This window comes from Vibrio sp. 1069, assembly GCF_033340555.1.
The window spans coordinates 261,628-287,510 of the sequence record NZ_JAWOWP010000004.1; the positions used below are offsets into that span (position 1 = coordinate 261,628).

Sequence of the window (25,883 nt, forward strand, 5' to 3'; positions counted from 1 at the left end):
AACGATGAGTCACACAAAAGCGGCTTCATCTGATGATAAATTCGCGTTTCACTTTAGCGACAAAAACGCGGCAGGTAAACACCTGCCGCGTTGGACAAAGGTCTGAAATTATTCTTCGTCGCGGTGCAGTTCAAGGAACTCTTCAACTTTGCGAACCATGTTCTTCGAACCCACAAAGAAAGGTACACGCTGGTGCAACTCAGTAGGCTTGATGTCCATAATGCGATTCACGCCGTCCGATGCAATGCCGCCAGCTTGCTCAATGAGGAATGCCATAGGGTTACATTCGTAAAGCAGGCGTAGCTTGCCTTGTGGGTGGCTTTGTGTGCTTGGGTAAAGGTAGATACCGCCTTTCAGTAGGTTGCGGTGGAAATCAGCAACCAGCGAGCCAATGTAGCGAGAAGTGTATGGGCGACCGTCTTCTGGCACGTTTTCTTGGCAGTACTTGATGTACTTCTTCACCCCTTGAGGGAAACGAATGTAATTACCTTCGTTGATGGAGTAGATCTTACCATCATCAGGAATCATCATGTTTTCATGAGAAAGACAGAAGCTGCCGATAGATGGGTCGTAAGTAAAGCCGTTTACGCCGTTACCTGTTGTGTATACCAACATGGTGGAGGAGCCGTAAATTACGTAGCCCGCAGCCACTTGTTTGTGACCAGGTTGTAGGAAGTCTTCTTCAGTTGGTGGAGTACCGATTGGAGAAACACGACGGTAAATCGAGAAGATAGTACCAACAGAGACGTTCACATCGATGTTAGAAGAACCATCAAGTGGGTCCATCAGTACTACATATTTGGCGTTTTGGTTGAGTTCTTTATTGAACGCAACTGCTTCGTCTTCTTCTTCACTGGCAACGCCACACACTTGGTCACGAGCTTCAAGCGCGGCTTTGAACTTATCGTTCGCGTAAACATCGAGCTTTTGCTGATCTTCACCTTGGACATTTTCCGTGCCTACAGCACCAGTGATATCACCGAGACCCGCTGCGTTGATTTCGCGGTTAACGATTTTTGCAGCTAAACGAATGGAGGCTAAAAGGGATGATAGATCACCGCTAGCGTGGGGGAAATCCGCTTGTTTTTCGACAATGAACTCGCCTAGGGTGCGCAGTCCTGACATGGTTAATCCTTACATTTTCATTTCATTGGGGGTAGTGCGCAAGTGAGCATCTCTTTATGGATGTTAAACGATTGCGCTGGATGTAAGTTTAAGTCGCAGATCTTTTTAATGGTAATGAAGTAACTGTTTGAGATCTCAATTTATTTGTAGACTTGTTTGAGGGATTCATCAGTAAGCAAGAGGTTGTACAGTCTGTGTTCAACCTTGTCATATTTGTGAAAGGGACTGCAAGAAGAAGGCTAAAGTCACTCGCTTTTCAGGCGGTAATCGCGATAATGAAAGCATTAAAAAACGCATTACAAGGTTTAGTTTATGCACATTCATATCTTGGGTATCTGTGGCACATTTATGGGCGGCGCAGCGATTCTAGCGCGCCAATTAGGACATAAAGTCACTGGTTCTGATGCCAACGTTTATCCGCCAATGAGCACACTGCTTGAGTCTCAAGGTATTGAAATTATTGAAGGCTTTGACCCGTCTCAACTCGACCCCCAACCAGATCTTGTGGTGATTGGTAATGCGATGAGCCGTGGCAACCCTTGTGTCGAGCATGTGCTCAACACTAACATGCGTTACACCTCTGGCCCGCAGTGGCTCAACGAGTTTTTGCTGCATGATCGTTGGGTATTGGCGGTATCGGGTACACATGGGAAAACGACCACGTCGAGCATGCTTGCTTGGATACTTGAAGATTGTGGTTATCAACCGGGTTTCTTAGTCGGTGGGGTACTCGGTAACTTCGGAGTGTCTGCTCGTTTGGGTGAAAGCATGTTTTTTGTCGTTGAAGCGGACGAATATGACAGTGCTTTTTTCGATAAGCGTTCTAAGTTTGTGCATTACCATCCTCGCACTTTAATCATGAATAACCTTGAGTTCGATCATGCTGACATCTTCGATGATCTAGAAGCGATCAAGCGCCAATTCCATCATTTAGTGCGAACTGTACCGGGCAATGGATTGATCTTAGCGCCGAGAAAAGATCAGGCGTTAGCGGATGTATTAGAGCGTGGCTGCTGGACTGAAAAACAGTTCTCTGGTGAGAATGGTGACTGGCAAGCGCACAAATTAGTGCTTGATGGCTCAAAATTTGACGTTGCGTTGCAAGGCGAGAAGGTTGGTACCGTCGAATGGAATTTGGTGGGTGACCACAATGTGGATAATGCACTGATGGCAATCGCTGCTGCACGACATGTTGGAGTCACTCCGGATCTTGCTTGCCAGGCATTAGGGCGTTTCATCAATACCAAGCGCCGTTTAGAGCTGAAAGGTGAAGAACAAGGTGTGACGGTTTACGATGATTTTGCGCATCACCCAACGGCAATTGAACTTACTGTCGGTGGTTTGCGTAACAAGGTAGGTGAAAAACGCATCCTTGCTGTGTTAGAGCCGCGTTCTGCCACCATGAAGCGTGGTGTACACAAAAACACACTTGCAGAGTCACTACACAGTGCAGATGAAGTCTTCTTGTTCCAGCCAGATAATATCGAGTGGTCTGTGCAAGACATTGCCGACCAATGCACACAGCCAGCGTTTGTCGATGCGGATATAGATAACTTTGTAGCCAAGATCGTCGAACGTGCGCGACCAGGTGACCAAATTCTAGTCATGAGCAACGGTGGCTTTGGTGGTATTCACGGAAAACTTCTTGAGCAGTTAAAACAAAAAGCCTGATTGATATGCAAAACAAAACACAACCCTCTCATAAAAAAGCCATCACGTTGGCATTAACGGGTGCTTCTGGTGCTCCCTACGGCCTTCGTCTTTTAGAATGCTTGGTTGCGGCGGATTATCATGTCTACGTTCTGATTTCTTCGGCGGCTCGTGTCGTGATGGCAACCGAGCATAATCTTAAGCTACCAAGTGGCCCAGAAGCGGCGCAGCAAGCATTGGTAGAGCACCTGAACTGCAATCCCGATAACATCACCGTTTGCGGTAAAGATGACTGGTTCTCACCGGTTGCGTCTGGTTCTGCTGCACCAAAGCAAATGGTGGTTTGCCCATGTTCTGCGGGAAGCGTTGCAGCGATTGCGCATGGTATGTCAGATAACTTGATCGAGCGGGCCGCTGATGTGGTAATGAAAGAGCGCGGGCAGCTGTTGCTCGTGGTTCGCGAAACACCATTTTCAACGCTGCATCTGGAGAACATGCACAAACTGTCGCAAATGGGCGCCACCATCATGCCAGCAGCTCCAGGCTTCTATCATCAGCCAAAGAGTATTGAAGACTTAGTGGATTTTATGGTGGCGAGAATTCTTGACCACTTAGGTATTGAGCAAGGTTTGGTGCCTCGTTGGGGTTATGACCAGCGCTCGTGAGCTGATTGTGTAACCACTCAAATACCTTTACAATCCATCCAACTCATCGGGGAGCAAACCCATTTAGCATTGAGTCAATCAATGCATTGGGGCGCTGAGACCTAAGTGTTTAACTAGGGACCCGTATTACCTGAACCAGATAATGCTGGCGTAGGAATTGAGTCTGGATATTGGAAGTCCTTAATAGCCGCCTCAAACCCTGTGCCGCTCAACTTATTTCTCTGAAATACTCATGGAGAGCGAGCAGTGAAACCCACTCTAAATCTGATTGCCCTAGCTGCAATCACCTCTACTTCAGCGTTTGCCGCTGAAAACACATTAACCATCTATACCTACGACTCTTTTGCCGCAGATTGGGGGCCGGGTCCTAAAATCGAGCAAGCTTTTGAAGCAAAATGTGGCTGTGACGTTAACTTCGTAGCGTTGGACGATGGTGTGTCGATTCTGAATCGTCTTCGTCTTGAAGGCGGTAATAGCAAAGCGGACATCGTATTAGGTTTGGATAACAATCTGATGGCAGAAGCGAAGAAAACCGATCTGCTTGCCGAGCACAATGTGGATACGGCTAACACAGTGTTACCAAACGGTTGGAGCGACACGACGTTTGTACCGTACGATTACGGCTACTTCGCGTTTGTGTACAACAAAGAGAAACTCGCTAATCCGCCGAAAAGCATGAAAGAGCTGGTGGAAACGCGCGACGATCTGAAAGTGATTTACCAAGATCCGCGGACTTCAACGCCGGGCCAAGGCTTAATGCTATGGATGAAATCTATTTATGGCGACGATGTGACGCAAGCGTGGCAGAAGCTAGCGAGCAAAACCGTAACGGTCACGAAAGGTTGGTCTGAGGCGTATTCTATGTTCCTCAATGGTGAGTCCGATTTAGTGCTTTCTTACACCACTTCACCTGCGTACCACTTAATTGCGGAAAACGATTCGAAGTTTGCTACGGCGAATTTTGCTGAAGGCCACTACATGCAAGTTGAAGTAGCCGCCAAAGTGAAAGGGGCAAAAAATTCAGAACTTGCTGATCAATTTATGAGTTTCATTTTAAGTGATGAGTTCCAATCGGCGATGCCAACGGGTAACTGGATGTACCCAGTCACTGACGTTGAGTTACCTAAAGGTTTTGAAACTTTGAGTGTTCCAAGCAAGTCGTTGAGCTTTAGTGCTGATGAAGTGGCAAAAATGCGTAAGTCTTGGATTCGCGAATGGCAAAGCGCATTGACGTTTTAGCTGACGTTTCCATCCTCATCTGAATGAGATAGGTTTTACCTTTGAATTCTGTTCCAAAAATAGGTTTAGGGGTCGCGATGATCATCGCGACCTTTGTTATTTCTGCCCTAGGTGCTTTGATTGTTCAAGCCCCTTCACTTGATGTGTCTGTGGTATGGGGCGACCCGTACTATCAACATGTCACCAAGTTCAGTTTCTACCAAGCGTTTCTTTCCACATTGCTCAGTGTTGGCTTTGCCATTCCAGTAGCGCACGCACTTTCGCGTCGCCAATTTATTGGTAAATCATTACTGCTTAAGCTGTTTGCATCGACACTGGTTTTGCCGGTTTTGGTTGGTGTTTTTGGGCTGTTAGCGATTTATGGCAACAGTGGTTTGTTGGCGCAGTGGTTGCAAAGTTTCGACACTAAACTGCCATTCTCTATTTACGGTTTGAACGGCATTTTACTCGCCCATGTGTTCTTTAATTTACCTTACGCGGCACGATTGCTTCTGCAAGCCTTGGAGTCTATTCCTGCCGAGCAGCATAAGCTTTGCGCGCATCTTGGGATGAGTCATTGGGATAAGTTTCGCTGGGTAGAATGGCCGCGTTTAAGGCAGCAGCTTCCCCACGTTTGTGGGTTGGTGTTTATGTTGTGCTTTACCAGTTTTGCCACTGTAATGGCGTTGGGGGGCGGGCCAAAATCCACCACCATTGAATTGGCCATTTACCAAGCGATTAAGTTTGATTTTGATTTACAAGCTGGGGCGTTATTGGCGCTGTGGCAGATGCTGTTATGTGGACTGCTTGCTATTGGAGTGCAGAAGTTAACAAGGCCTGTTTCTATCAGTGCTGGAAGCACATCGGTACAGCAATATTTAACGAAGGATCATGGGTGGTCAAAAGCTTGGGATAGCTTTTGGATCATAGGTGCCTTTTTACTGGTAATACCGCCGTTATTGATGGTGTTACTGAGTGGCATCAACCAACAAGTTTGGACAGTATTAACCGATGAGCGTTTTTGGTCTGCGCTATTGAACTCCCTCAAAGTCGCCTGTGTCGCTAGCGCGCTTGCGGTCGCTGCAGGGGTGTCCATACTATTGACCAGTCGCCGTTGGCGGTTGCAGTACAAAAACACGCGAGCCGATCAGATTGAGTTAATCGGCACCGTTATTTTGGTGACTCCAGGTCTGGTGATTAGCACCGGTTTATTCTTACTACTGCGCGCATTTACCGATGTTTTTAGCTTGGCATTTTTTGTCGTGATTTGGGTGAACGGTTTGATGGCTTTGCCTTACGTGATCAAAACGCTAGCGCAGCCAATGCTGCACATTGAACAACAGTATCAGTATGTATGTGCCAGCTTAGGCATGCGTGGCTGGCAACGGTTTAAAGTGGTGGAGTGGCAGGCGCTACGCAAGCCGTTTGCACATGCGTTTGCGATCAGCTTTATGTTTGCAATAGGGGATTTAAGTGCCATAGCACTGTTTGGTGGACAAGAGTTTCGTACCTTACCTCTGTATTTGTTCCAGTTGCTTGGCAGTTATCAGATGGACGCAGCTGCGGTGGTATCGGTGACCCTATTGTTGTTGAGTGTGGGCTGTTTTGCCTTGATTGAGAAAGTATTGAAAACGAAGGAGAGAGCGTAATGTTAGTGTTGGATGATGTGCAGTACACCTACCAACGTGAACTGTTTCGTTTTGACTTAACGATTGAGCAAGGACAGATTGTGTCGCTGATGGGACCAAGTGGGGCAGGGAAGTCAACCTTGCTGGCGTTGGTGGCAGGATTCATCCATCCTGACCGTGGTGATATTTGTGTTGATGGTGAGTCCATTGTGCGTAAAGAGCCTTATCTGCGTCCGTTCTCTATGTTGTTCCAAGAGCACAATTTGTTTGCTCATTTATCGGTGCGTGACAACATCGGTTTGGGCTTACACCCGGGGCTAAAGCTCACGGTGGACCAAAATCGTCAGATTGAACAAGCCGCGCAGCAAGTTGGTGTTGCAGAGTACCTCGACCGTTTGCCAGAGCATCTTTCTGGTGGCCAGCGTCAACGTGTTGCCTTAGCGCGTTGTTTTGTTCAGCCTCATCCCATGTGGCTATTGGATGAGCCGTTCTCGGCGCTTGATCCGGTGTTGCGTGAAGAGATGCTGAGCTTGGTAAAAAAACTGGCAGCAGAGCGGGGAATAACCGTATTGATGGTCACGCACCATTTAAGCGATGCCAAAGCGATTGCCAGCCACTTTGTGTTTGTGGCGGATGGGAAAGTGGAAGCCGCGGGTGATATGTCTGCATTGAGTGAACAGCATGCTAGTGAGAAGCTTGCGGCATTTATCCGAGCCGCATGCTAGTGCCTGATAGTTGCTAGGTCATGCTTCTCCGCAACACAAACCATGCCTAGGGCCAAATTCAAATTGAGATCTTAAGCTCATGATATGGTCAATCATTGCTTGTACGCGCCGTGGGCGGTTTGCTCCAGGACGATAGACTAGATAAATAGGCATTGGTACCGTGTGCCATTGCGGCAACACTCTGACTAAGGTGCCACTTTCTAGCTCTTGCGTCATGTTTTGCACAGGTAAGTTAGCGATGCCTAGTCCTTTAAGTGCGCCTTTCAATATTGCTTCTACAGTTGTACTTGAGAAGTTACTGGTTATTGAAACATTGACGGTATTATCGTGTGAGATCAGCGTCCAAGGCCCTATTTCTGAAACATATTGATACCTCAAACAGTTGTGTTTTGTCAGGTCTTCTGGCGTTTCAGGTACGCCGAACTCAGCTAAATACTCAGGGCTAGCAGCCAGAACTCGAGTGGTATAGCCTAATTTTTTTGCGATCAATCGATCATCAACTATCTGACCGACTCGAATTGCCATATCAAAGCCGTGTGAAAAGAGATCAACAAAATCGTTCGATGCTTCTAACGCAATTTGTACTTTTGGCCATTGTTTTAAAAATGGCAAAAAGATGTGTTCCGCCATATACGCATCCAACGCTGGTGGCGCGGAAATACGCAGCCGGCCTTGGATCTGTTGTTCCATCTCCTGAACGTCATGGCCAATTGAGTGGAATTCCTCAACTAAGCTTGCAGCACGCTCTAAAACCATTTGGCCAGCTTCGGTGATCACTAACTTTCGGGTTGTGCGCTCTAGCAGTTTGGCTTCAAAGTGTTGTTCGAGTTTGGTTATGGCTTTACTAACAGTAGATTTTGGTAGGTTTAACTCCAGCGCGCACTTGGTTAAGCTCAGTAGTCGACAGCTTGTGACAAAGATAGAAAGCGTTCTAAAGTCAATTGTTTCTAAATTGCGAACAATCACTTTCAATTATCCATATTGTTTCAATATTAATCTGATTATAGTCTGGCACCTCATCCTTAGCCATCAAGTTATTGTCATTTGAGGTAAACACCATGTCCAACTCTGTAGACTTATTTTCTCCTATCGAACTCGGTCAATTAGCATTAGATAACCGTGCCATTATGGCGCCTTTAACGCGAGCTCGTGCTGGCGCAGACCATATTCCTAATGACCTTATGGTTGAATACTACGCTCAACGTGCGAGTGCCGGACTTATCATCGCTGAATGCACCATGGTGATGGAAGGTACGTCTGCTTTCATGGCAGAGCCGGGCATTTACAACGAAGAGCAAATCGCAGCTTGGAAAAAGGTAACGGATGCGGTTCATGAGAGAGGCGGTAAGATTGCACTGCAAATTTGGCATGCGGGACGAGCTTGTCATCCTGATCTGAATGAAGGAAAAACACCTGTAGCGGCGAGCGCATTGGCCATTCGTGATGAATTAGTCCATACCCCTTCGGGTAAGCAAGCATATACGGTACCACGAGCACTCGAAGTGGATGAGATAGCTTCCATTGTTGCGGCGTTTAAACAAGGTGCAGAAAACGCCAAGAAAGCCGGCTTTGATGGGGTCGAGATACATGGCGCCAATGGTTATCTTATTGATAACTTCCTTCGTGACGGTTCAAATTTACGTACCGATGAATACGGTGGTTCGGTTGAAAATCGTGCTCGATTTTTACTTGAGATAGTGAAAGAAGTCGTTGAGGTGTGGGGACCTGGAAGAGTCGGTCTGCGTACATCTCCGCTAAATGGATTTAATGACATGAAAGACAGTGATCCAGTTGGCTTGGTGCGTTACTTAGCAGAGCAACTTAATTCTTTCGATCTTGCTTATTGGCACGTGATGCGTGCGGATCTGAAAGGCGTACAAAAAGCAGATGTTCTCAAGCCAGCACGCGAAAACTATCAAGGTCACTTAATGGCGAACGTGGGCTACAGTGCACAAGAAGCGGCAACAGCAATTGCAGAAAACAAAGTTGATGTGGTCGCATTTGGCGTTCCCTTTATCGCAAACCCAGATTTAGTCGAGCGATTTAAGAAAAATGCACCTCTTAATGAGGCGAAACCAGAACACTTTTATTTGGGTGGAGCAGAAGGTTATACCGATTACCCAGTGATGGCATAACCCTTACTTGTTTAATATAAAAAGGACGCTAATGTTAGCGTCCTTTTTCGTTTCTGTATTTACTTAGCCTTGCGGTTTTACGACCATCACATTGATTGGAGAATATTCCACAACCTTACTCGCGACAGAGCCAAGCATTACTTTATTGATTTTAGAGCGCTTGTGACTTGGCATAATGATGAGATCAGCGCCTAAACGTTCTGCATAATCAAGAATGGTCGCGTAGGCCTTGCCTTCAGCAACATGCACTTGGTAAACCACATCTTCAGCAATATGCTCATTAGCGAAAGTTTTTAGTTGCTGCTTCACGTCTTGCTTCATTTTGGCCGCAGCATCTTTCGGAAAGTATGTGGCAACCATCGACATGTGAATACCAGGTAGTACCGTCAGAAGATGGATTTGAGCATTTGCTTGCTTTGCCTGCCAAACCGCTAGTTCAACCGCTCGGTCTGAAAAGCCTTGGTCATTTAGATCAACCGGAACAAGAATTTGTTTGTACATTCAATGTCTCTCATTAAGGCCCCTTTATCCTCGGGGCCAAATCGGTTATGCGCTCAATTGTTCCTTACGAGCACGACGTTTTTGGTTCATGGCAAGCACCAGCAAAATCATTAAGCATGGTACAAACACCCACTCTTTCATCGGACGGTCTGCATCCTGGATAACCCACTTGATTTCCCAATCAAAGTCGATACCTGCGGACTCTGCTGGACTACCAAATTCAACCATATCGACAATCATTTTGTTGTCACTTTCGGTCAGCATCAGACCCATAGATGAAATACGTGCGTCTGCTGTTGTCGCACTGTCTTCGAATGGAAGACGAACCGTTTTCTCAATGTAGTCGCCCTCAAGGTTTTCACCGGCAACACGTAACTCCAATGATTCTCCTACATTTAGTGTTTCCGTGATTTGAGCTACCTCAACGCCAGGAGAAAGAACTTTCGCTGGGTACAGCATGTCCCACCAAAAACCTGGACGGAAAAACGAAAACGTCAGTACTAATAATAGGACTGTTTCCCACCACTTGTTACGCGTGAACCACCACCCTTGAGTTGCCGCAGAGAATATCAGCATTGCAATGATCGATGAGATGACCGTGAGTGCCAAATGCCACCAAGAGTCGATCCCCATTAACAATAACTGGGTATTGAACACAAACATGAACGGCAAAATAGCGGTTCGAATATCGTAAGTAAAACCTTGGATACCGGTACGAATTGGATCTGATTTCGCAATTGCGGCTGCTGCAAAAGCTGCAAGACCTACAGGTGGGGTATCGTCGGCCAAAATACCAAAGTAGAAAACGAACAAGTGCACCGCTATCAACGGAATAATCAAGCCATGCGCCGCGCCGAGCGTAACAATAACCGGCGCCATTAGCGTAGAGACCACGATGTAGTTCGCCGTTGTTGGCAGACCCATCCCCAGAACCAAGCTAATGATGGCGGTAAAGAGCAGCATAAGAATGATGCTGCCACCAGAGATAAACTCGACGAAGTCGGTCATCACTAGGCCGATTCCCGTTAGTGTAACAACACCAACAACGGTGCCCGCTGCCGCAGTTGCAACGCCGATACCAATCATATTGCGCGCACCAGAAACTAAGCTCTCGGCAAGATCGACAAAGCCATCTTTGGTTTGCTGAAGCATGTCACCTTGCTTTGACAGCAGTGCAATCAACGGACGTTGAGTCAGCAAAATGAAAATCATGAACACCGTTGCCCAGAATGCCGAAAGGCCAGGTGAGAAACGTTCGACAGTCAAACACCAAACCAATACGACGATAGGGAGTAGGTAGTGCAAGCCTGACTTAACGGTTGGGCCAGGATCAGGTACTTCTGTTAATTCTGCATCAATCTCAATTGCGCCATCTTGCACGTGATTTGCTGAGACTTTCACCAACCCAACGTACGCGATTAATAGTGCGACGGTAACAATTGGTGTCGCGGCATCACCAAAGACGTCCTTTGTCCAACCCACTCCGTAGTAAACCAATGCGCTGATCACACACAATCCTAAGATTGTGCCAGTAAAGGACAGCAGACTTTGTACTAGTGTTGGGTTGTGGCGACGAGGAAGGCCTGTCATGCCTGCTTTACATGCTTCAAGGTGAACAATGTAAATTAAAGCAATATAAGAGATTAGCGCTGGAAGTAGGGCAGCTTTAATCACCTCAACGTAGGAGATACCGACGTATTCCACCATCAAAAATGCTGCTGCACCCATGATTGGCGGTGTTAACTGACCATTGGTTGAAGCCGCTACCTCTACCGCACCCGCTTTTGTGCCGGGAAAGCCAACACGCTTCATCAGTGGAATGGTAAAGGTGCCAGTTGTTACTACGTTTGCGATTGAAGAACCAGAAACCAGACCAGATAAACCTGATGCAACAACGGCCGCTTTAGCTGGACCACCTTTCATATGGCCAAGCAACGAGAAGGCAACTTTAATGAAGTAAGCACCAGCACCAGCGCGTTCCAGCATTGCTCCAAACAATACAAACAAGAAGACAAAAGAGGTAGAAACACCTAGCGCAACTCCAAATACGCCTTCAGTTGTTAGCCACAAGTGAGACATGGCCTTGTTCAAGCTTGCCCCTTTGTGCGCGATAACGTCAGGCATGTAAGGGCCTGCAAAGGTGTAAGTAAGGAAAACAGCAGCCACGACCATTAATGGTGGACCAAGTGCTCGGCGTGTTGCTTCTAAAAGGAGGAGCATACCGATAACAGCAACAACGATATCAACTGTTGTCGGTGCGCCTGAGCGTCCTGCTAGCTCGGTATAAAAAAGGTATATATAGGCTGCTGAAAAGCTGCCAGCCAACGCGAGTATCCAATCAACAAGAGGGATATGATCGCGAGGAGAGTTCTTCATCGCTGGATAAGCAGTGAAAGCCAAAAAGATCGCGAAAGTAAGGTGGATAGATCGCGCTTCCGTGTCGTTCAGTACGCCAAAATTGAAAATAAATGGTAACGGGGATGCGTACCATAATTGAAATAGTGACCAACACAGAGGAACAAACCAAAGGATTCGTCCTTGCATTCCCGAAGGGCTACGTGCACCTGTGTCTGCCTGAGCCACCATTTCTTGCACATCTTGTGACGGAGCTTGATTCGTCGCCATGTACTTTTTCCTTATTATTGATGGTCCTGTCTGATTTTTATCGAGAACCACACTTCGCCTCTATCAGTGTAGTGAATGGAGCGAAGTTTGCTTTCGAGTATTTTGCTGCCTGAACTCAAAGTGTTGATTGTTGGATACTCTGTTAGGCGGCGTTTAAGTTTTCTTGGGTATGAGCTCGCAGTTTTCAGAAGAAAACTGGCGAATGAAGCATATAGTTAGAACGTGCTACAACCTGTATGCTCAAACAGGCAGAAAATATTCTTTCCTGCCTGTATGTAGAGTCTGAGGAAATTACTTAATTAGACCCATTTCTTTGTAGTATTTTTCTGCACCTGGGTGAAGAGGAATAGAAAGACCAGCTTTCACCATGTCTTCTTTCTTCAAGTTTGCGAATGCAGGGTGTAGACGCTTGAAGGTGTCAAAGTTTTCAAACACAGCTTTTGCCACGTTGTAAGCGACATCGTCTGAAACATCAGAGGTCGTTACCATTGTTGCTGCAACACCAAAGCTGTTTACGTCTTTGTCTGTACCGCGGTACATACCAGCCGGTACTGAGCTAAAGGCGTAGTATGGGTTGTCGGCAACAATTTTATCGATTTTAGGGCCTGTTGCTGAAACTAGCTTCGCATCACATGATGTGGTTGCTTCTTTGATTGAACCGTTCGGGTGGCCGACCATGTAAATGAAGGCGTCAATTTTGTTATCACAAAGTGCCTGAGAGCGTTCAGAGCCTTTTAGCTCAGACGCCAATTTGAAGCTGTCGTTTGTCCACCCCATCGCTTCCATGACAACGCCCATCGTTGCACGGTCACCAGAGCCTGGGTTACCGATGTTTACACGCTTACCTTTCAGGTCTTCAACGTTTTCAATACCTGAATCTGCACGCGCAATGATGTTGAAAGGTTCTGTATGAAGAGAGAACATTGCGCGTAGCTTCTTGTACGGGCCTTGTTCTTCAAACTTGCTCGTACCGTTGTAGCCGTGGTACTGCCAATCCGATTGCACGATACCAAAATCTAATTCGCCTGCACGGATAGTGTTAACGTTGTAAATTGAGCCACCAGTTGATTCTACTGAACAACGGATGTTGTGGTCTTTACGACCTTTATTTACCAACTTACAGATAGCACCACCAGTTGGGTAGTAAACACCAGTCACAGAGCCAGTACCGATGGTAATAAACTCTTGAGCGTTAACTGCGCCTGCGCCCATTACGGCTGCAGCGATAGCGCCTACTTTGAGAAGTTTGTTAAATGCCATGAATTTCCCTTCCTTATATTCATTATTTACCCGGAAATAACCATAAATCACTTCTGGAGTTTCCTATTTGGAAACGGCACCTTTTTCAATCCAATCGTTTGAAAAAGCGAGCGAATCATAACAAAAAATTGGCAGAAAATTATCCAATTGTTAAATGTTATAGTTGATAAGTCTGAATTTTGTATCAGGGGATAGGATTCAATTTGTGATTTAATTCTTTTTATAACAATTACTTAATTAACGTTTAGTGACTGAAATGAAAAAGATCAATTGCGTGATGTTAATCACAAAATGGGTGGTTAAAGAATGAGCGGAGTAAGCAAAAAATTTACATAAATTATGGGCTACAAAATGAGACTTCTTTTATAACCCACAATGAGTTAGCTGATTGAAGCTTTATAGAACTTAACCAGTATATTCGAACAGCTCGCACACTGATTTGAAGAGTTGCTCAGTCGTAATTGCCATGGTTGGCGTAATGAAAATGGTATCGTCACCTGCGACAACACCAAGAATACCTTCGGATTTACCGAGTGAATCAAGCAAGCGAGCAATCAACTGTGCTGCACCTGGGCCGGTGTGAATTACCACTAACGCTGCGTTACGATCGATGTCTAGTACCAGTTCACGCAGAGAGCTGCTGACTGTTGGGACACCTAGCTCAGCAGGAAGACAGTAAACCATTTCCATTTTTGCATTGCGCGTACGGACGGCGCCAAATTTAGTCAGCATACGTGAGACTTTAGATTGGTTGATACTCTCAAACCCTTGCTGTTTGAGTGCGTCAACAATCTCGCCCTGTGAGCCAAAGCTTTCTTCTTTTAACAGGGCTTTAAAGGCGCGAACTAAGTTGTCTTGTTTTTCTGAATTGCGCATAGTCATTACAAATCTCTTATTACGGGTAAGCAATTTTGCATATTCTCGCATATATATTCAGGCGGTGCCAAAGAGTCCCAGGATTATGTTAGATGCGTCACTGTAAACTATATACCACATAGAATTCTTTAGCGCGCTGAAGTAGGGCCGTATCTGTTTTCTTGAATTCCTTGTCATTTCAACAGAATAAAAGAATAATCCAAGCCCCATTTGTAGCACGGTAACAGCGAGTTGCGCGAGGTCGCAAAGCTAGCGTTAATTGATTGTAATCAAGTTGTGATTCCGATAGCTTTATTTAAGTTGGTTACAAACTACCCTACGAATACGTTTATAAGAGAAATACTCTCAAGGAGAACTACATGAAAGTAGCCGTTATTGGTGCCGCTGGTGGCATCGGTCAAGCCCTGGCCCTTCTACTTAAGAACCGTCTTCCTGCTGGTTCTGATCTAGCCCTATATGATATTGCTCCAGTAACTCCTGGTGTGGCCGCTGATCTTAGCCACATCCCTACGCCAGTTTCTATCAAAGGTTACGCTGGTGAAGATCCTACTCCAGCACTAGAAGGCGCGGATGTTGTGCTAATTTCTGCTGGTGTTGCGCGTAAGCCAGGTATGGATCGTGCGGATCTATTTAATGTAAACGCTGGTATCGTTAAATCGCTAGCGGAGAAGATTGCGGTTGTTTGTCCGAAAGCTTGTGTTGGTATCATCACAAACCCTGTAAATACAACAGTGCCAATTGCTGCTGAAGTTCTTAAAAAAGCGGGTGTTTATGATAAGCGTCGTCTATTTGGTGTAACAACGTTGGATGTTATCCGTTCAGAAACGTTTGTTGCTGAGCTAAAAGACAAAGATCCAGGTGACGTTCGCGTGCCAGTAATTGGTGGTCACTCTGGCGTAACGATCTTACCTCTACTGTCTCAAGTAGAAGGTGTTGAGTTTACAGCTGAAGAAGTAGAAGCATTAACGAAACGTATTCAAAATGCAGGTACTGAAGTTGTAGAAGCGAAAGCGGGTGGTGGTAGTGCAACACTATCAATGGGCCAAGCTGCATGTCGCTTTGGTCTGTCTCTGGTTCGTGCTCTTCAAGGTGAAGAAGGCGTAGTTGAGTGCGCTTACGTTGAAGGCGACGGCGAACACGCGACGTACTTCGCGCAACCTGTGAAACTGGGTAAAGAAGGCGTTGAAGAAGTACTAAGCTACGGCAAACTCAGCGATTACGAAAAGTCTGCATTAGACGGTATGCTAGAAACACTAAATGGCGACATCAACATTGGTGTTGAATTCGCAAAGTAATCTAGAAAGCCTATATAAGAAGAAAGCCGATCATTTTGATCGGCTTTTTTGATCCTTGATTTCTCAACTTCGTAAAAATGGTCGAATAAAACCACGTAGTGAAGGAGAAGATGATGGAAGCGAGTCGAATCCGTAAAGGCATGGTTGTTGAGTGCCAACAAGGCGTCGGTACGATATTAGTGGTCGATCATGAAGCAGAGACAGTATTGTTGTCCAAACAAGGGACTGAACAGCAGCTCGCCGTTAGCTTTGATGAAATAGAAGATGATCCACAACTGCATGGCGGTAGTGACAGATATTACTAGCGCCTCGGGGCGTCGTCATTAGGTATCAAACGTAAAAAAGGAAGAGCATGCTCTTCCTTTTTGCTATAAGTCTTGCGTTATGGGTAGCTATTGATTACTTCGTGCGTTGTACTGCGACATGAGCCAGAGTAACAAGCGCTTGTTTGTATTCAGACTCTGGCAACACTGATAGTTCTGCGATTGCTTTGTCTGCTTCTTCTAGAGCTTTTTGCGTTGTGTATTCCAGAGAGCCTGCTTCTTTCATGACCGCAAGAATTTCTTCTAAGCGATCCATGCCATTCGCTTTCTCAATCGCTTCACGAATCATGATGGCGTTTTCTGGTGTGGTATTACGCATAGCATGGAGTAGAGGTAAAGTTGGCTTGCCTTCGGCCAAGTCATCACCCACATTTTTACCCATGTCTTCGCCATCAGAAGTGTAATCCATGACGTCATCAATGAGCTGAAACGCAGTGCCTAGATACTTACCGTAATTTTGCATTGCGATTTCCACATGCTCAGGAGCATCATTTAAGATTGCACCGATTTGAGTTGCGGATTCAAATAAGCGCGCAGTCTTAGAGTAGATGACTTGCATGTAGCTTTCTTCTGTCGTGTCAGGGTCGTTACAGTTCATCAACTGCTGTACTTCACCTTCGGCGATCACGTTTACGGCATTGCTCATTAGTTTAAGGATCTTCATGGATCCTAGTTCTGTCATCATCTGAAATGAGCGTGTATAGATAAAGTCCCCAACTAATACGCTAGCCGCATTGCCAAATGCTGCATTCGCAGTGGCTTTACCACGGCGCATGTCTGATTCATCTACCACGTCATCATGCAGCAAAGTCGCTGTATGGATGAACTCAATAAACGCAGCTGCCATTGTATGACCATTGCCTTGGTAACCAAGTGCACGGGCTGACAGTATCGCTAAAAGCGGTCTTAGACGTTTGCCTCCACCACTCACGATATAAAAACCGAGCTGGTTGATTAAAGAGACATCAGAATTAAGTTGGGCTTGAATTGTTTCATTCACTTTTGCCATGTCATCGGCAGTAAGCGCTTGGATAGTTTTAAAATCCATCGTATATCCGGCTGAAGTTAGACCCTGCAAGGCTTATTCGATTTATATAATTGTCGAATAATACACTAAAAAACGTTGATTAATACATTACTAAAGGGCATGATTGCCGCACTTTTCTTTGGCGATTAGCTTTTCGCCAATTTTTTCAAAATATGGCTTGTCATAGGAGCATCTATTCTGTAGAATCTGCGCCCTATTGATGATTAGTTTAGCGCACACCCTCAAGAAAGGCTGTGCGGAAAAAGCGGAGTAAAATATGTACGCTGTTTTCCAATCTGGTGGTAAACAACACCGTGTAAGCGAAGGTCAAACTCTTCGTTTAGAGAAATTAGACGTTGAAACTGGTGCAACTGTAGAATTTGATAAAGTTCTTCTTGTTGCTAACGGCGAAGACATCAAAGTTGGTGCTCCTCTTGTAGAGGGCGGCAAAATTGTTGCTGAAGTTGTACAACACGGTCGTGGCGATAAAGTTAAAATCGTTAAGTTCCGTCGTCGTAAGCACTCTCGTAAGCAACAGGGTCACCGTCAGTGGTTCACTGAAGTGAAGATCACTGGTATCAACGCTTAATCTATTAGGAGAGTTTAACAATGGCACACAAAAAAGCTGGTGGTTCTACTCGTAACGGCCGCGATTCAGAAAGCAAACGTCTAGGTGTTAAGCGTTTCGGTGGTGAATCTGTACTTGCAGGTAACATCATCGTTCGTCAACGTGGTACTAAGTTCCACGCTGGTAACAACGTAGGTATCGGTAAAGACCACACTCTATTCGCTCTTACTGAAGGTAAAGTGAAGTTCGAAGTGAAAGGTCCTAAGAACCGTAAGTTTGTAAGCATCGAAGCTGAGTAATTAGGTTTTTAACCAAATTACTTAATAGCTTTAAGCTGAATTCAAAAGCCCTGCCGAATCGGCGGGGTTTTTTATTTGTGGCAGTCGACATATCGAAGTTTCTCGCTAAGATCCTAAGCGATTTGAATCTGGGAGCTTAGATCTGTCATCTGCTAAAATTGTCGGATGACATAGTAAGATTTAATCCACGCACGAAGTAGTCGGAGTAAAAGATGAAGTTCGTAGATGAAGCGGTAGTAAAAGTTCAGGCTGGTGATGGCGGTAGTGGCGTTGTCAGTTTCTGGCGTGAAAAATTCATCACTAAAGGTGGCCCTGATGGCGGTGATGGCGGTGACGGTGGTGATGTTTATATCCAAGCCGATGAAAACCTAAATACCCTGATTGATTACCGTTTCCAGCGCTTCTACGAAGCTGAGCGTGGTGAAAACGGCCGCGGTGGTAACTGTACAGGTAAGCGTGGTAAAGACATCGTTCTTCGTGTACCTGTGGGTACGCGCGCTGTGGATATCCACACAAATGAAATCGTGGCGGAAGTTGCTGAACACGGTAAGAAAGTGATGATCGCAAAAGGCGGTTGGCACGGTCTAGGTAACACGCGTTTCAAATCTTCAGTAAACCGCGCGCCTCGTCAGAGAACATTGGGTACAAAAGGTGAAGTACGCGAAATTCGCCTTGAGCTATTGCTTCTTGCTGATGTGGGTATGCTTGGTCTACCTAATGCCGGTAAATCAACCTTTATCCGCGCAGTATCAGCAGCAAAACCGAAAGTCGCTGATTACCCATTCACGACTTTGATCCCAAGCTTGGGTGTCGTAAGTGTCGTACCAGAGAAAAGTTTTGTTGTTGCAGACATCCCTGGTTTGATCGAGGGTGCAGCAGATGGCGCTGGCCTTGGTATTCGATTCTTGAAGCACTTAGAGCGTTGTCGAGTGTTGCTGCACATGATCGATATTATGCCAATTGATCAGTCCGATCCGGTGCAAAATGCATTGACGATCATTGATGAACTAGAACAATACAGCGAGAAACTGGCAAGTAAGCCGCGCTGGTTAGTGTTCAACAAAGTTGATCTAATGCCTGAAGAAGAAGCGAATGAGAAGATCCAAGAAATCTTAGACGCACTAGGTTGGGAAGACGAGTACTTTAAGATCTCGGCGATCAATCGTAACGGTACTAAAGAGCTTTGTTACAAACTGGCTGACTTTATGGATAACCTACCTCGCGAAGAGGAAGAAGTGGCTGAAGAAGATAAAGTTAACTTCATGTGGGATGATTACCATAAAGATGCGATGGCGGGTAAAGACGTTATCACTGAAGATGACGACGACGATTGGGATGACTGGGACGATGAAGAAGATGACGGTCACGTTGTCTACGTTCGTGACTAATCAGAACGGTCAAACAATGCCTGTTTGCCTATAATTCATTAAGCCGCAATTATTTATTGCGGCTTTTTTTGTATCTAAATCATATTTAGGTGATGTGATTTACGGCACAATAACCGATACGTCGTGTTTTTTGAGGGTTAGTTTGGCCCTCGCGCGTATGAATGAGTAACACCCTAAAAGGAATTAGACTTATTTATGACTCTAGAAACCATACCGCCTAGAGAGTTGGCGGTATCTACTCAACGATCGATTTCTCGTCTTGTCGCCCAAGCCGGACAAATGCTACTTGCTCATGGTGCTGAAAGTACTCTTGTGAGCGATATTATGCGTCGTATTGGCCTTGCTTGTGGGGTGAATGAAGTTGCGGTAGCACTATCAGCTAATGCATTGGTTGTGACGACGGTAATGGATGGGCATTGCATCACCACCACCCGAAGCTGCGCTGATCGTGGCATCAATATGCGCGTTATTACGCAAATTCAACGAATCTGTATCATGATGGAGCGTGGTTTGCTCGATGCAACCATGGCGCAGAAAAAGCTGAACGCTATCAGTCCAGAGCGTTATAACCGCTGGTTGGTGGTGTTTATGATTGGCTTGTCTTGTGCGGCATTCAGTCATCTAGCTGGTGGTGATTGGGGAGTCTTCATCATGACCTTTTTAGCTTCAGCTGGTGGCATGATCGTTCGCCAAGAAATTGGTCATCGTCATTTCAACCCTCTATTGAACTTTGCTGCGACCGCTTTTGTGACTACCTTAATTTCAGCACAGGCGGAAATTTACCAAATCGGTAATCTACCTACCGTAGCAATGGCATCGTCAGTATTAATGCTTGTACCTGGTTTCCCACTCATTAACTCTGTCGCAGATATGTTGAAAGGCCACATTAATATGGGGATTGCTCGATTTGTGATGGCTAGTTTACTAACGTTGGCGACATGTTTGGGGATCGTTGCTGCGATGAGTGTAACTGGAATTTGGGGGTGGGCAATCTAATGAGTTTATTTGAATTGATGTTTGGCCTGTTGAATGACATGTTTTTTGCGGCGATTCCCGCCGTAGGATTTGCATTGGTTTTTAACGTGCCACAAAGAGCTTTAGTGTATTGCGCTGTTGGTGGTGCGATTGGTCATGGTAGCCGCTACTTGATGATGCAGTTTGGCATTCCTATTGAGTGGGCAACCTTTTTTGCCGCGACGTTAGTTGGGATGATTGGTGTGTACTGGTCTCACCGTTTTCTCGCGCATCCAAAAGTGTTTACTGTGGCTGCTTTGATCCCGATGGTGCCGGGTGTGTTTGCGTACAAAGCAATGATCGCTATGGTAGAAATCAATCATGTTGGCTACTCACCCGAGCTTGTCGCAACCTGTATGGAAAACTTTCTTAAGGCCATGTTTATTATTGCAGGTTTAGCTGTTGGTCTTGCGGTTCCAGGGCTGTTATTCTATCGCCGCAGACCAATTGTATAAGGACCTAACATGATCATTAGTATGATTGCCGCGATGGCCGACAATCGCATCATTGGCAAAGACAATCAAATGCCTTGGCATCTTCCCGCCGATTTCGCTTGGTTTAAGCGTTGTACCATGGGAAAACCGGTTGTGATGGGACGCAAAACCTATGAGTCTATTGGTCGCCCTTTACCTGGTCGCTTGAATATTGTTATTAGCCGTGATGAGACACTAAAGATCGAAGGCGTCACTACCGTAACATCGATTGAGCAAGCTTTGGACGTGGCTGGTGACGTGGAAGAAGTGATGATCATTGGTGGTGGTGCGATTTACGCATCTTGTCTGCCTATGGCCAATAAACTGTATGTAACACACATTGAAGCGGCCATTGATGGTGATACTCAGTTCCCAGATTGGGGAGACGAGTTTAAGGAAACTTACTCAGAAATGTATCAAGCCGATGAGAAGAACGCCTACAACATGCGTTTTACGGTGTTAGAGAAGTAATTCGAGATTAAAACGGGGTAATGCCGTTCGTATAGCAGCGAGCGGTCATCCCAACCTACCGTCATCCTGAAAAGCGACGAACGAGCGAGGTTCAGGAGCCTCTATACGAGTACTTTGTTGTCAAAGGTATTTCTATCTATTCGCAGCGCGAGGATATTAGATTCCTAGTCTCGTTAAGGCTCGTTGGAATGACCCTACAGGAGGTGTTAAGTGACAGGTATTCCTCCTACTATGGATTATCGACTGTTATTCAGTGTTTAACTTAACGCATCCTGAGTAAAAATTTTCTTATCTTCCCAACGGATCATGGTTAGGCTTCCGCCCCAAACACAGCCAGTATCTAGCCCGATGACTTCGTTGTTCATATAACCTTGCAGTGCAGCCCAGTGCCCAAAGAGCACCGCTTTGTTTAAGTGGATACGTTTAGGCACCTCAAACCATGGAATAAGTTCGTTACCGGAAACTTGTTGCGGTGGCAATTTACAATCCATATCCAAACGACCATCAGGGAAACAAAAGCGCATCCGCGTAAAAGCATTGATAATATAACGGTATCGGTCCAAACCCTGTAGAGAGTCATCCCAGGAATCAGGTTGATTGCTGTACATGTTTTTTAATAGCCAAGGCAGCTCTTCACTTTGGATGATGCGCTCAACTTCACGGGCACACTTTCTCGCTGTTTTTAGATTCCACTGCGGTGATATGCCAGCGTGACACATCACGAACTCGTCATGCTCGGCCATTAGAGGTTGCTGAGCTAGCCATGTCAGTAGTTCCTCTTTGTCAGGGGCCGTGAAAATAGGTGCGGTTCTATCTTTGTCTTTGACCTTTTTTATCCCGTGAGCCACTGCGAGAAGGTGAAGGTCGTGATTACCAAGCACCACGATTGCGCTTGCGCCAAGTGACTTCACAAAGCGTAACGTTTCTAGTGATTTAGGCCCTCTGGCGACCAAATCACCAGCAAGCCAAAGTTGGTCTTTTTTCGCAGAGAAAGATACTTTTTCTAGTAATCGCTGCAATTCATCAAAACAGCCTTGGATGTCACCAACAATATAGGTAGCCACTGAATCTCCAATTTACTAATTTAAAACATTTGGAACAGCCAAGCGAAATGGTTCGATTTCGGTGATGAACTCTTGCCCTTTCTCATCCAGCATTTTGTAGTGTCCTTGCATAACGCCGACAGGGGTTTCTAACGCGGTTCCGCTACTGTACGTGTATTCATCATTGCTTGGAATAAAGGGCTGCTGGCCTACCACTCCGTCACCTTCAACCGTCATTTGCTTGCCATTCGAGTCTGTGATTAGCCAGCGGCGGCTCACTAACTGTACGGTTTGTTGGCTAAGGTTTTTGATGGTGATGATATAAGCGAAAACGTAGCGTTGTAGCTCTGGGTTGGACTGTTCTTCGATGTATTTGGTGTGAACTTGAATTTTGATGCAAGGTTGAATGACGTCCATGTGCACTCCTCAGAAACGTAATATCCCAATAATAATAAGCCAAACCTACAAGGGTTTGGCTCATTGTTTGAGTTCTTAGTGCTGCGGGTTATCCGCAAGCCAGTTCGCCATTGCGACGAATTGTTCTAGCGTCAGGTTCTCTGGACGCATGCTTGGATTAACACCTAGCTCTTCTAGTACTTCTGTGCTTAACAACGATTTGTAGCAGTTACGAACTGTTTTACGACGTTGGTTAAAGCCTTCACGACAAACGCGATCGAGCAAACGCAGATCTTTCGCCGGGCATGGCAGCTCTTCGTAAGGCACTAAACGAACAACGGCAGAATCCACTTTGGGTGGTGGAACGAATGCCGTTGGCGGTACTTCCAGTACCGGTACCACTTTACAGTAGTACTGAGCCATTACCGTTAAACGGCCGTAAGCTTTGCTGCCAGGGCCGGCGGCTAAGCGGTTTACCACTTCTTTTTGCAGCATAAAGTGCATGTCTTGAATGTCTTTATGGAACTCGAAAAGGTGGAACATCAATGGTGTAGAGATGTTGTACGGTAAGTTACCAAAAATGCGCAGCTTGTTGTTTGGCTTCACTAGTTGAGTGAAGTCAAAACGCATAGCGTCACCCTCATGGATGGTCAACTTATCTGCCAGTTCAGGGTGAGTACGTAGGCGTTCCGCCAGATCGCGGTCTAATTCGATAACTGTGAACTTATCTACTTCACGACCTACTGGCTCAGTGATTGCACCAAGACCAGGACCGATTTCAACCAGGTTTTGACCTGGTTTTGGGTTAATCGCTGATACGATTCCATCAATAATGTATGGATCGTTCAGGAAGTTTTGACCAAAACGTTTACGCGCTTTGTGTCCTAAATGGACATCATTTCTCATTGTTTCTTCTCTACCAAATCTATCGCATGCGTGAGCGCTGTTCGGAAACTCCCTGTATCCGCTTGACCTGTCCCTGCCAGATCTAATGCAGTACCGTGGTCCACCGATGTTCTAATAAAAGGTAGACCAAGAGTAATATTTACTGAACGACCAAAGCCTTTGTATTTTAATACTGGCAATACTTGATCATGGTACATGCCTAAAACAGCATCAGCATCATTTAAATATTTTTCATTGAAAATGGTATCAGCCGGCAGAGGGCCGATCAGGTTGATACCTTTTTCTTGTCGAATTTTTTCCAGTGTCGGAGTGATGGTCTCGATCTCTTCACGACCTAAGCAGCCATCTTCGCCAGCATGAGGGTTAAGCCCGCAAACGTAGATGTTTGGTTGTGCGATAGCAAACTTTTCTACAAGGTCTTTATGAAGAATATCGATGATTTTTTCTAATCGCTCTTCGGTGACAGCTTTGGACACATAAGCTAAAGGAATATGTGTTGTAACCAGCGCCACGCGTAGTCCTTCCGTTGCTAGCATCATTACGACTAGCGGCGTTTGTGACTTCTCGGCGAAAAATTCAGTATGACCACTGAATGCAACACCTGCGCGATTAATCACCCCCTTATGAACAGGGCCGGTGACAATAGCATCAAATTCATCATTCATACAGCCTAAAGCCGCTCTTTCTAGCGTTTTTAGTACATAGTGGCCATTCGCTTCATTGAGCTCGCCTGCGACCGCAGGTTCCGATATTTGGATATGGTCAACGATAAGCGTGCCCGCTTTTTGTGCTTTAGGTGCTTCTTCTGGATTGTAATCAGACAGTTGGACTTCGATGCCAAGCTGCTTGGCTCGCTCCGTCAGCATATTCTTATCGGCACAGACGACAATTTGGTGCGCCCAATCTTCTTTCGATAGGGCAAGCACTAAGTCTGGGCCGATACCCGCAGGTTCCCCTGCGGTTACGACAATTCTACGAATTGTATTAGTTGTCATTGTTGTCATCCACGATTTCAACAAACGCACTTGCGCGTAGCTCTTGCATCCATGCGCCCGCTTCTTCATTAAATTTACGGTTAAATAGAATACGGTAAGCTTTGTTCTTCATCGCTGAGTCAGTACGGTCAACTTGGCGACGATCCAACACTTCAACGATATGCCAGCCGTGAACGGTTTTGAACGGTTCGCTGATTGAGCCAACTGGCAGAGTTTCTACTTGGTGCTTAAATTCTGGCACGTAAAGATCTGGTGTTTGATAACCTAGCTCACCGTCTTGTGCTGCCGAGCCAGGATCTTGACTGTATTGTGTTGCCAATTGAGCGAACGTTGCTTCACCGGCTTTGATGCGGCGTACAAATTCATTCAGTTGCTTCTTCGCCCCTTCGTCGCTCAGAATCACTGTTGGTTTAATCAAAATATGACGCGCATTTACTTCCGTTACCGCAACCGTTTCTAGGCCTTTTACATCCTCTATTTTTAGGATGTGGAAACCAACGCCACTACGGAATGGACCAATAATGCTGCCTTTGTTTTGCATCTTGATCTGATCAGCAAAGATGGTTGGCATCTCTTCTTTACGCATCCAGCCCCAGTCACCACCTTGTAAAGCTTTAGGACCTTTTGAGTAGGTGTAGGCCATCTCCGTAAAGTCTGCACCTTCGTTTAGCTTTTTCGCGAGCGCTTTAGCTTCTGCTTCTACAGCAGATTTTTCTTTATCGTCAGAGAAGCGCAGTTGAATGTGTCCAATTTTGTATTGAACAGTCGCATTGGTTTCTTGTGATAGTTGCTCAGCAAGGCTATCGACCTCTGCTGGAAGGATATTAATACGGCGACGAACCAGTGCATTGCGAGCTTCTGATGCGGCGATTTCCTTACGAATTTGTTCGCGGAATTCTGGGTAACTTAAACCTTCACTTTCTACAGAAGCAGCGAGTTGTTCTACCGATTGCTCATTATTACGTGCGATCTCTGCAATCGCTTGGTTTAAACGGTTGTCGTCAATACGCACACCAATACGGTCTGCTTCTTGGCCTTGCAACGTGTCAATAATAAGTTTTTCAACAACTTGTTCTTTTAATACGCTGGTAGAAGGTAAGCTCTTTCCACTTTGACGTGCGTTGGCTTGCAGCGTTTTCATCGCTGTTTCGATGTCGCTTTGTAGAACTACACCGTCGTTCACGATGACCGCAACCTTATCGATCTCTACTGGTGCTGCAACCGCTCCGCAAGAGAGTAGGGTCGTGAATAAGATTGATTTCCAAATTTTCATTTAA

General features: G+C 45.8%; 26 protein-coding genes and 1 riboswitch. Of the genes, 14 read left to right on the forward strand and 12 right to left on the reverse strand.

Features of this window, described 5'->3' with window-relative positions:
• Window positions 1-108: 108 nt before the first annotated feature.
• Window positions 109-1,125, reverse strand: coding sequence for a class 1 fructose-bisphosphatase (gene fbp, locus R7040_RS09250; RefSeq protein ID WP_005383114.1), 1,017 nt, complete (start codon window positions 1,123-1,125; stop codon window positions 109-111).
• Window positions 1,126-1,437: 312 nt separating this feature from the next.
• Here fbp and mpl point away from each other — a divergent pair, with 312 nt between their 5' ends.
• The 5 genes from mpl to thiQ all read left to right on the forward strand — a co-directional run bounded on the left by mpl (window position 1,438) and on the right by thiQ (window position 7,011).
• A complete protein-coding gene (mpl, locus tag R7040_RS09255) occupies window positions 1,438-2,796 on the forward strand; it encodes a UDP-N-acetylmuramate:L-alanyl-gamma-D-glutamyl-meso-diaminopimelate ligase (protein WP_033906021.1) in 1,359 nt (452 codons plus the stop codon).
• Window positions 2,797-2,801: 5 nt separating this feature from the next.
• Entirely contained in the window at window positions 2,802-3,440 is a 639-nt protein-coding gene (locus R7040_RS09260; RefSeq protein WP_318096704.1) for a flavin prenyltransferase UbiX, read from the forward strand.
• Window positions 3,441-3,477: 37 nt separating this feature from the next.
• Window positions 3,478-3,614, forward strand: a riboswitch (TPP riboswitch).
• Between the two features lie 72 nt (window positions 3,615-3,686).
• A complete protein-coding gene (gene thiB, locus R7040_RS09265) occupies window positions 3,687-4,679 on the forward strand; it encodes a thiamine ABC transporter substrate binding subunit (protein WP_005379642.1) in 993 nt (330 codons plus the stop codon).
• Window positions 4,680-4,720: 41 nt separating this feature from the next.
• Window positions 4,721-6,307 carry a thiamine/thiamine pyrophosphate ABC transporter permease ThiP gene (gene thiP, locus R7040_RS09270; RefSeq protein WP_318096705.1) on the forward strand — a complete coding sequence of 529 codons (1,587 nt, stop codon included), beginning with the start codon at window positions 4,721-4,723 and terminating at the stop codon, window positions 6,305-6,307.
• The gene (thiQ, locus tag R7040_RS09275) at window positions 6,307-7,011 is read left to right on the forward strand and encodes a thiamine ABC transporter ATP-binding protein (protein WP_005379648.1); all 705 of its coding nucleotides are present in this window, start codon (window positions 6,307-6,309) and stop codon (window positions 7,009-7,011) included. The genes thiP and thiQ overlap by 1 nt, the downstream gene beginning before the upstream one ends.
• A gap of 18 nt (window positions 7,012-7,029) precedes the next feature.
• Here the strand turns inward: thiQ and R7040_RS09280 are convergent, their stop codons facing one another.
• On the reverse strand, window positions 7,030-7,977 hold the full coding sequence (locus R7040_RS09280) for a LysR family transcriptional regulator (RefSeq protein WP_005379650.1): 948 nt from the start codon (window positions 7,975-7,977) through the stop codon (window positions 7,030-7,032).
• A 92-nt stretch (window positions 7,978-8,069) separates the two neighbouring features.
• Between R7040_RS09280 and R7040_RS09285 the strand changes: the two genes are divergently transcribed.
• The gene (locus tag R7040_RS09285; RefSeq protein WP_318096706.1) at window positions 8,070-9,146 is read left to right on the forward strand and encodes an alkene reductase; all 1,077 of its coding nucleotides are present in this window, start codon (window positions 8,070-8,072) and stop codon (window positions 9,144-9,146) included.
• A gap of 63 nt (window positions 9,147-9,209) precedes the next feature.
• On the opposite strand, the gene R7040_RS09290 is transcribed toward R7040_RS09285, so the two are convergent.
• The 4 genes from R7040_RS09290 to argR all read right to left on the reverse strand — a co-directional run bounded on the left by R7040_RS09290 (window position 9,210) and on the right by argR (window position 14,408).
• Window positions 9,210-9,647 (reverse strand): universal stress protein, encoded by a 438-nt coding sequence (locus tag R7040_RS09290; protein ID WP_005379654.1) that lies wholly within the window; start codon window positions 9,645-9,647, stop codon window positions 9,210-9,212.
• A 45-nt stretch (window positions 9,648-9,692) separates the two neighbouring features.
• Window positions 9,693-12,272 carry a TRAP transporter permease gene (locus R7040_RS09295; RefSeq protein ID WP_017820274.1) on the reverse strand — a complete coding sequence of 860 codons (2,580 nt, stop codon included), beginning with the start codon at window positions 12,270-12,272 and terminating at the stop codon, window positions 9,693-9,695.
• Between the two features lie 291 nt (window positions 12,273-12,563).
• A complete protein-coding gene (locus R7040_RS09300; protein ID WP_005379657.1) occupies window positions 12,564-13,532 on the reverse strand; it encodes a TAXI family TRAP transporter solute-binding subunit in 969 nt (322 codons plus the stop codon).
• Window positions 13,533-13,937: 405 nt separating this feature from the next.
• Entirely contained in the window at window positions 13,938-14,408 is a 471-nt protein-coding gene (gene argR / locus R7040_RS09305; protein WP_005379659.1) for a transcriptional regulator ArgR, read from the reverse strand.
• A gap of 359 nt (window positions 14,409-14,767) precedes the next feature.
• Here argR and mdh point away from each other — a divergent pair, with 359 nt between their 5' ends.
• Both mdh and R7040_RS09315 read left to right on the forward strand, forming a co-directional pair.
• Window positions 14,768-15,703, forward strand: a complete 936-nt coding sequence (gene mdh / locus R7040_RS09310; protein WP_005379660.1) for a malate dehydrogenase — start codon at window positions 14,768-14,770, stop codon at window positions 15,701-15,703.
• Between the two features lie 113 nt (window positions 15,704-15,816).
• Window positions 15,817-16,008, forward strand: a complete 192-nt coding sequence (locus R7040_RS09315; protein WP_005379661.1) for a hypothetical protein — start codon at window positions 15,817-15,819, stop codon at window positions 16,006-16,008.
• A 94-nt stretch (window positions 16,009-16,102) separates the two neighbouring features.
• On the opposite strand, the gene ispB is transcribed toward R7040_RS09315, so the two are convergent.
• Entirely contained in the window at window positions 16,103-17,074 is a 972-nt protein-coding gene (gene ispB / locus R7040_RS09320) for an octaprenyl diphosphate synthase (RefSeq protein WP_005383097.1), read from the reverse strand.
• A 256-nt stretch (window positions 17,075-17,330) separates the two neighbouring features.
• Here ispB and rplU point away from each other — a divergent pair, with 256 nt between their 5' ends.
• The 6 genes from rplU to folA all read left to right on the forward strand — a co-directional run bounded on the left by rplU (window position 17,331) and on the right by folA (window position 21,266).
• Complete coding sequence (rplU, locus tag R7040_RS09325) at window positions 17,331-17,642, forward strand: 50S ribosomal protein L21 (protein ID WP_005383096.1); 312 nt, start codon at window positions 17,331-17,333, stop codon at window positions 17,640-17,642.
• 20 nt (window positions 17,643-17,662) lie between these two features.
• On the forward strand, window positions 17,663-17,920 hold the full coding sequence (gene rpmA / locus R7040_RS09330) for a 50S ribosomal protein L27 (protein ID WP_005383095.1): 258 nt from the start codon (window positions 17,663-17,665) through the stop codon (window positions 17,918-17,920).
• Between the two features lie 212 nt (window positions 17,921-18,132).
• Complete coding sequence (cgtA, locus tag R7040_RS09335; protein ID WP_005383091.1) at window positions 18,133-19,308, forward strand: Obg family GTPase CgtA; 1,176 nt, start codon at window positions 18,133-18,135, stop codon at window positions 19,306-19,308.
• 195 nt (window positions 19,309-19,503) lie between these two features.
• Complete coding sequence (locus R7040_RS09340; protein ID WP_005383089.1) at window positions 19,504-20,304, forward strand: threonine/serine exporter family protein; 801 nt, start codon at window positions 19,504-19,506, stop codon at window positions 20,302-20,304.
• The gene (locus tag R7040_RS09345) at window positions 20,304-20,777 is read left to right on the forward strand and encodes a threonine/serine exporter family protein (RefSeq protein ID WP_053306852.1); all 474 of its coding nucleotides are present in this window, start codon (window positions 20,304-20,306) and stop codon (window positions 20,775-20,777) included. The genes R7040_RS09340 and R7040_RS09345 overlap by 1 nt, the downstream gene beginning before the upstream one ends.
• A 9-nt stretch (window positions 20,778-20,786) precedes the next feature.
• Window positions 20,787-21,266, forward strand: a complete 480-nt coding sequence (gene folA / locus R7040_RS09350; protein ID WP_132936736.1) for a type 3 dihydrofolate reductase — start codon at window positions 20,787-20,789, stop codon at window positions 21,264-21,266.
• 257 nt (window positions 21,267-21,523) lie between these two features.
• Here the strand turns inward: folA and apaH are convergent, their stop codons facing one another.
• The 5 genes from apaH to surA form a co-directional block, all read right to left on the reverse strand.
• A complete protein-coding gene (gene apaH / locus R7040_RS09355) occupies window positions 21,524-22,330 on the reverse strand; it encodes a bis(5'-nucleosyl)-tetraphosphatase (symmetrical) ApaH (protein ID WP_169644226.1) in 807 nt (268 codons plus the stop codon).
• A gap of 15 nt (window positions 22,331-22,345) precedes the next feature.
• The gene (gene apaG, locus R7040_RS09360) at window positions 22,346-22,726 is read right to left on the reverse strand and encodes a Co2+/Mg2+ efflux protein ApaG (protein ID WP_005379668.1); all 381 of its coding nucleotides are present in this window, start codon (window positions 22,724-22,726) and stop codon (window positions 22,346-22,348) included.
• A gap of 75 nt (window positions 22,727-22,801) precedes the next feature.
• Window positions 22,802-23,611, reverse strand: coding sequence for a 16S rRNA (adenine(1518)-N(6)/adenine(1519)-N(6))-dimethyltransferase RsmA (rsmA, locus tag R7040_RS09365; protein ID WP_005379669.1), 810 nt, complete (start codon window positions 23,609-23,611; stop codon window positions 22,802-22,804).
• Window positions 23,608-24,606 carry a 4-hydroxythreonine-4-phosphate dehydrogenase PdxA gene (gene pdxA, locus R7040_RS09370; RefSeq protein WP_005383085.1) on the reverse strand — a complete coding sequence of 333 codons (999 nt, stop codon included), beginning with the start codon at window positions 24,604-24,606 and terminating at the stop codon, window positions 23,608-23,610. The genes rsmA and pdxA overlap by 4 nt, the downstream gene beginning before the upstream one ends.
• Entirely contained in the window at window positions 24,596-25,879 is a 1,284-nt protein-coding gene (gene surA / locus R7040_RS09375) for a peptidylprolyl isomerase SurA (protein ID WP_005379672.1), read from the reverse strand. Before surA ends, pdxA begins: the two co-directional genes overlap by 11 nt.
• Window positions 25,880-25,883: the final 4 nt, after the last annotated feature.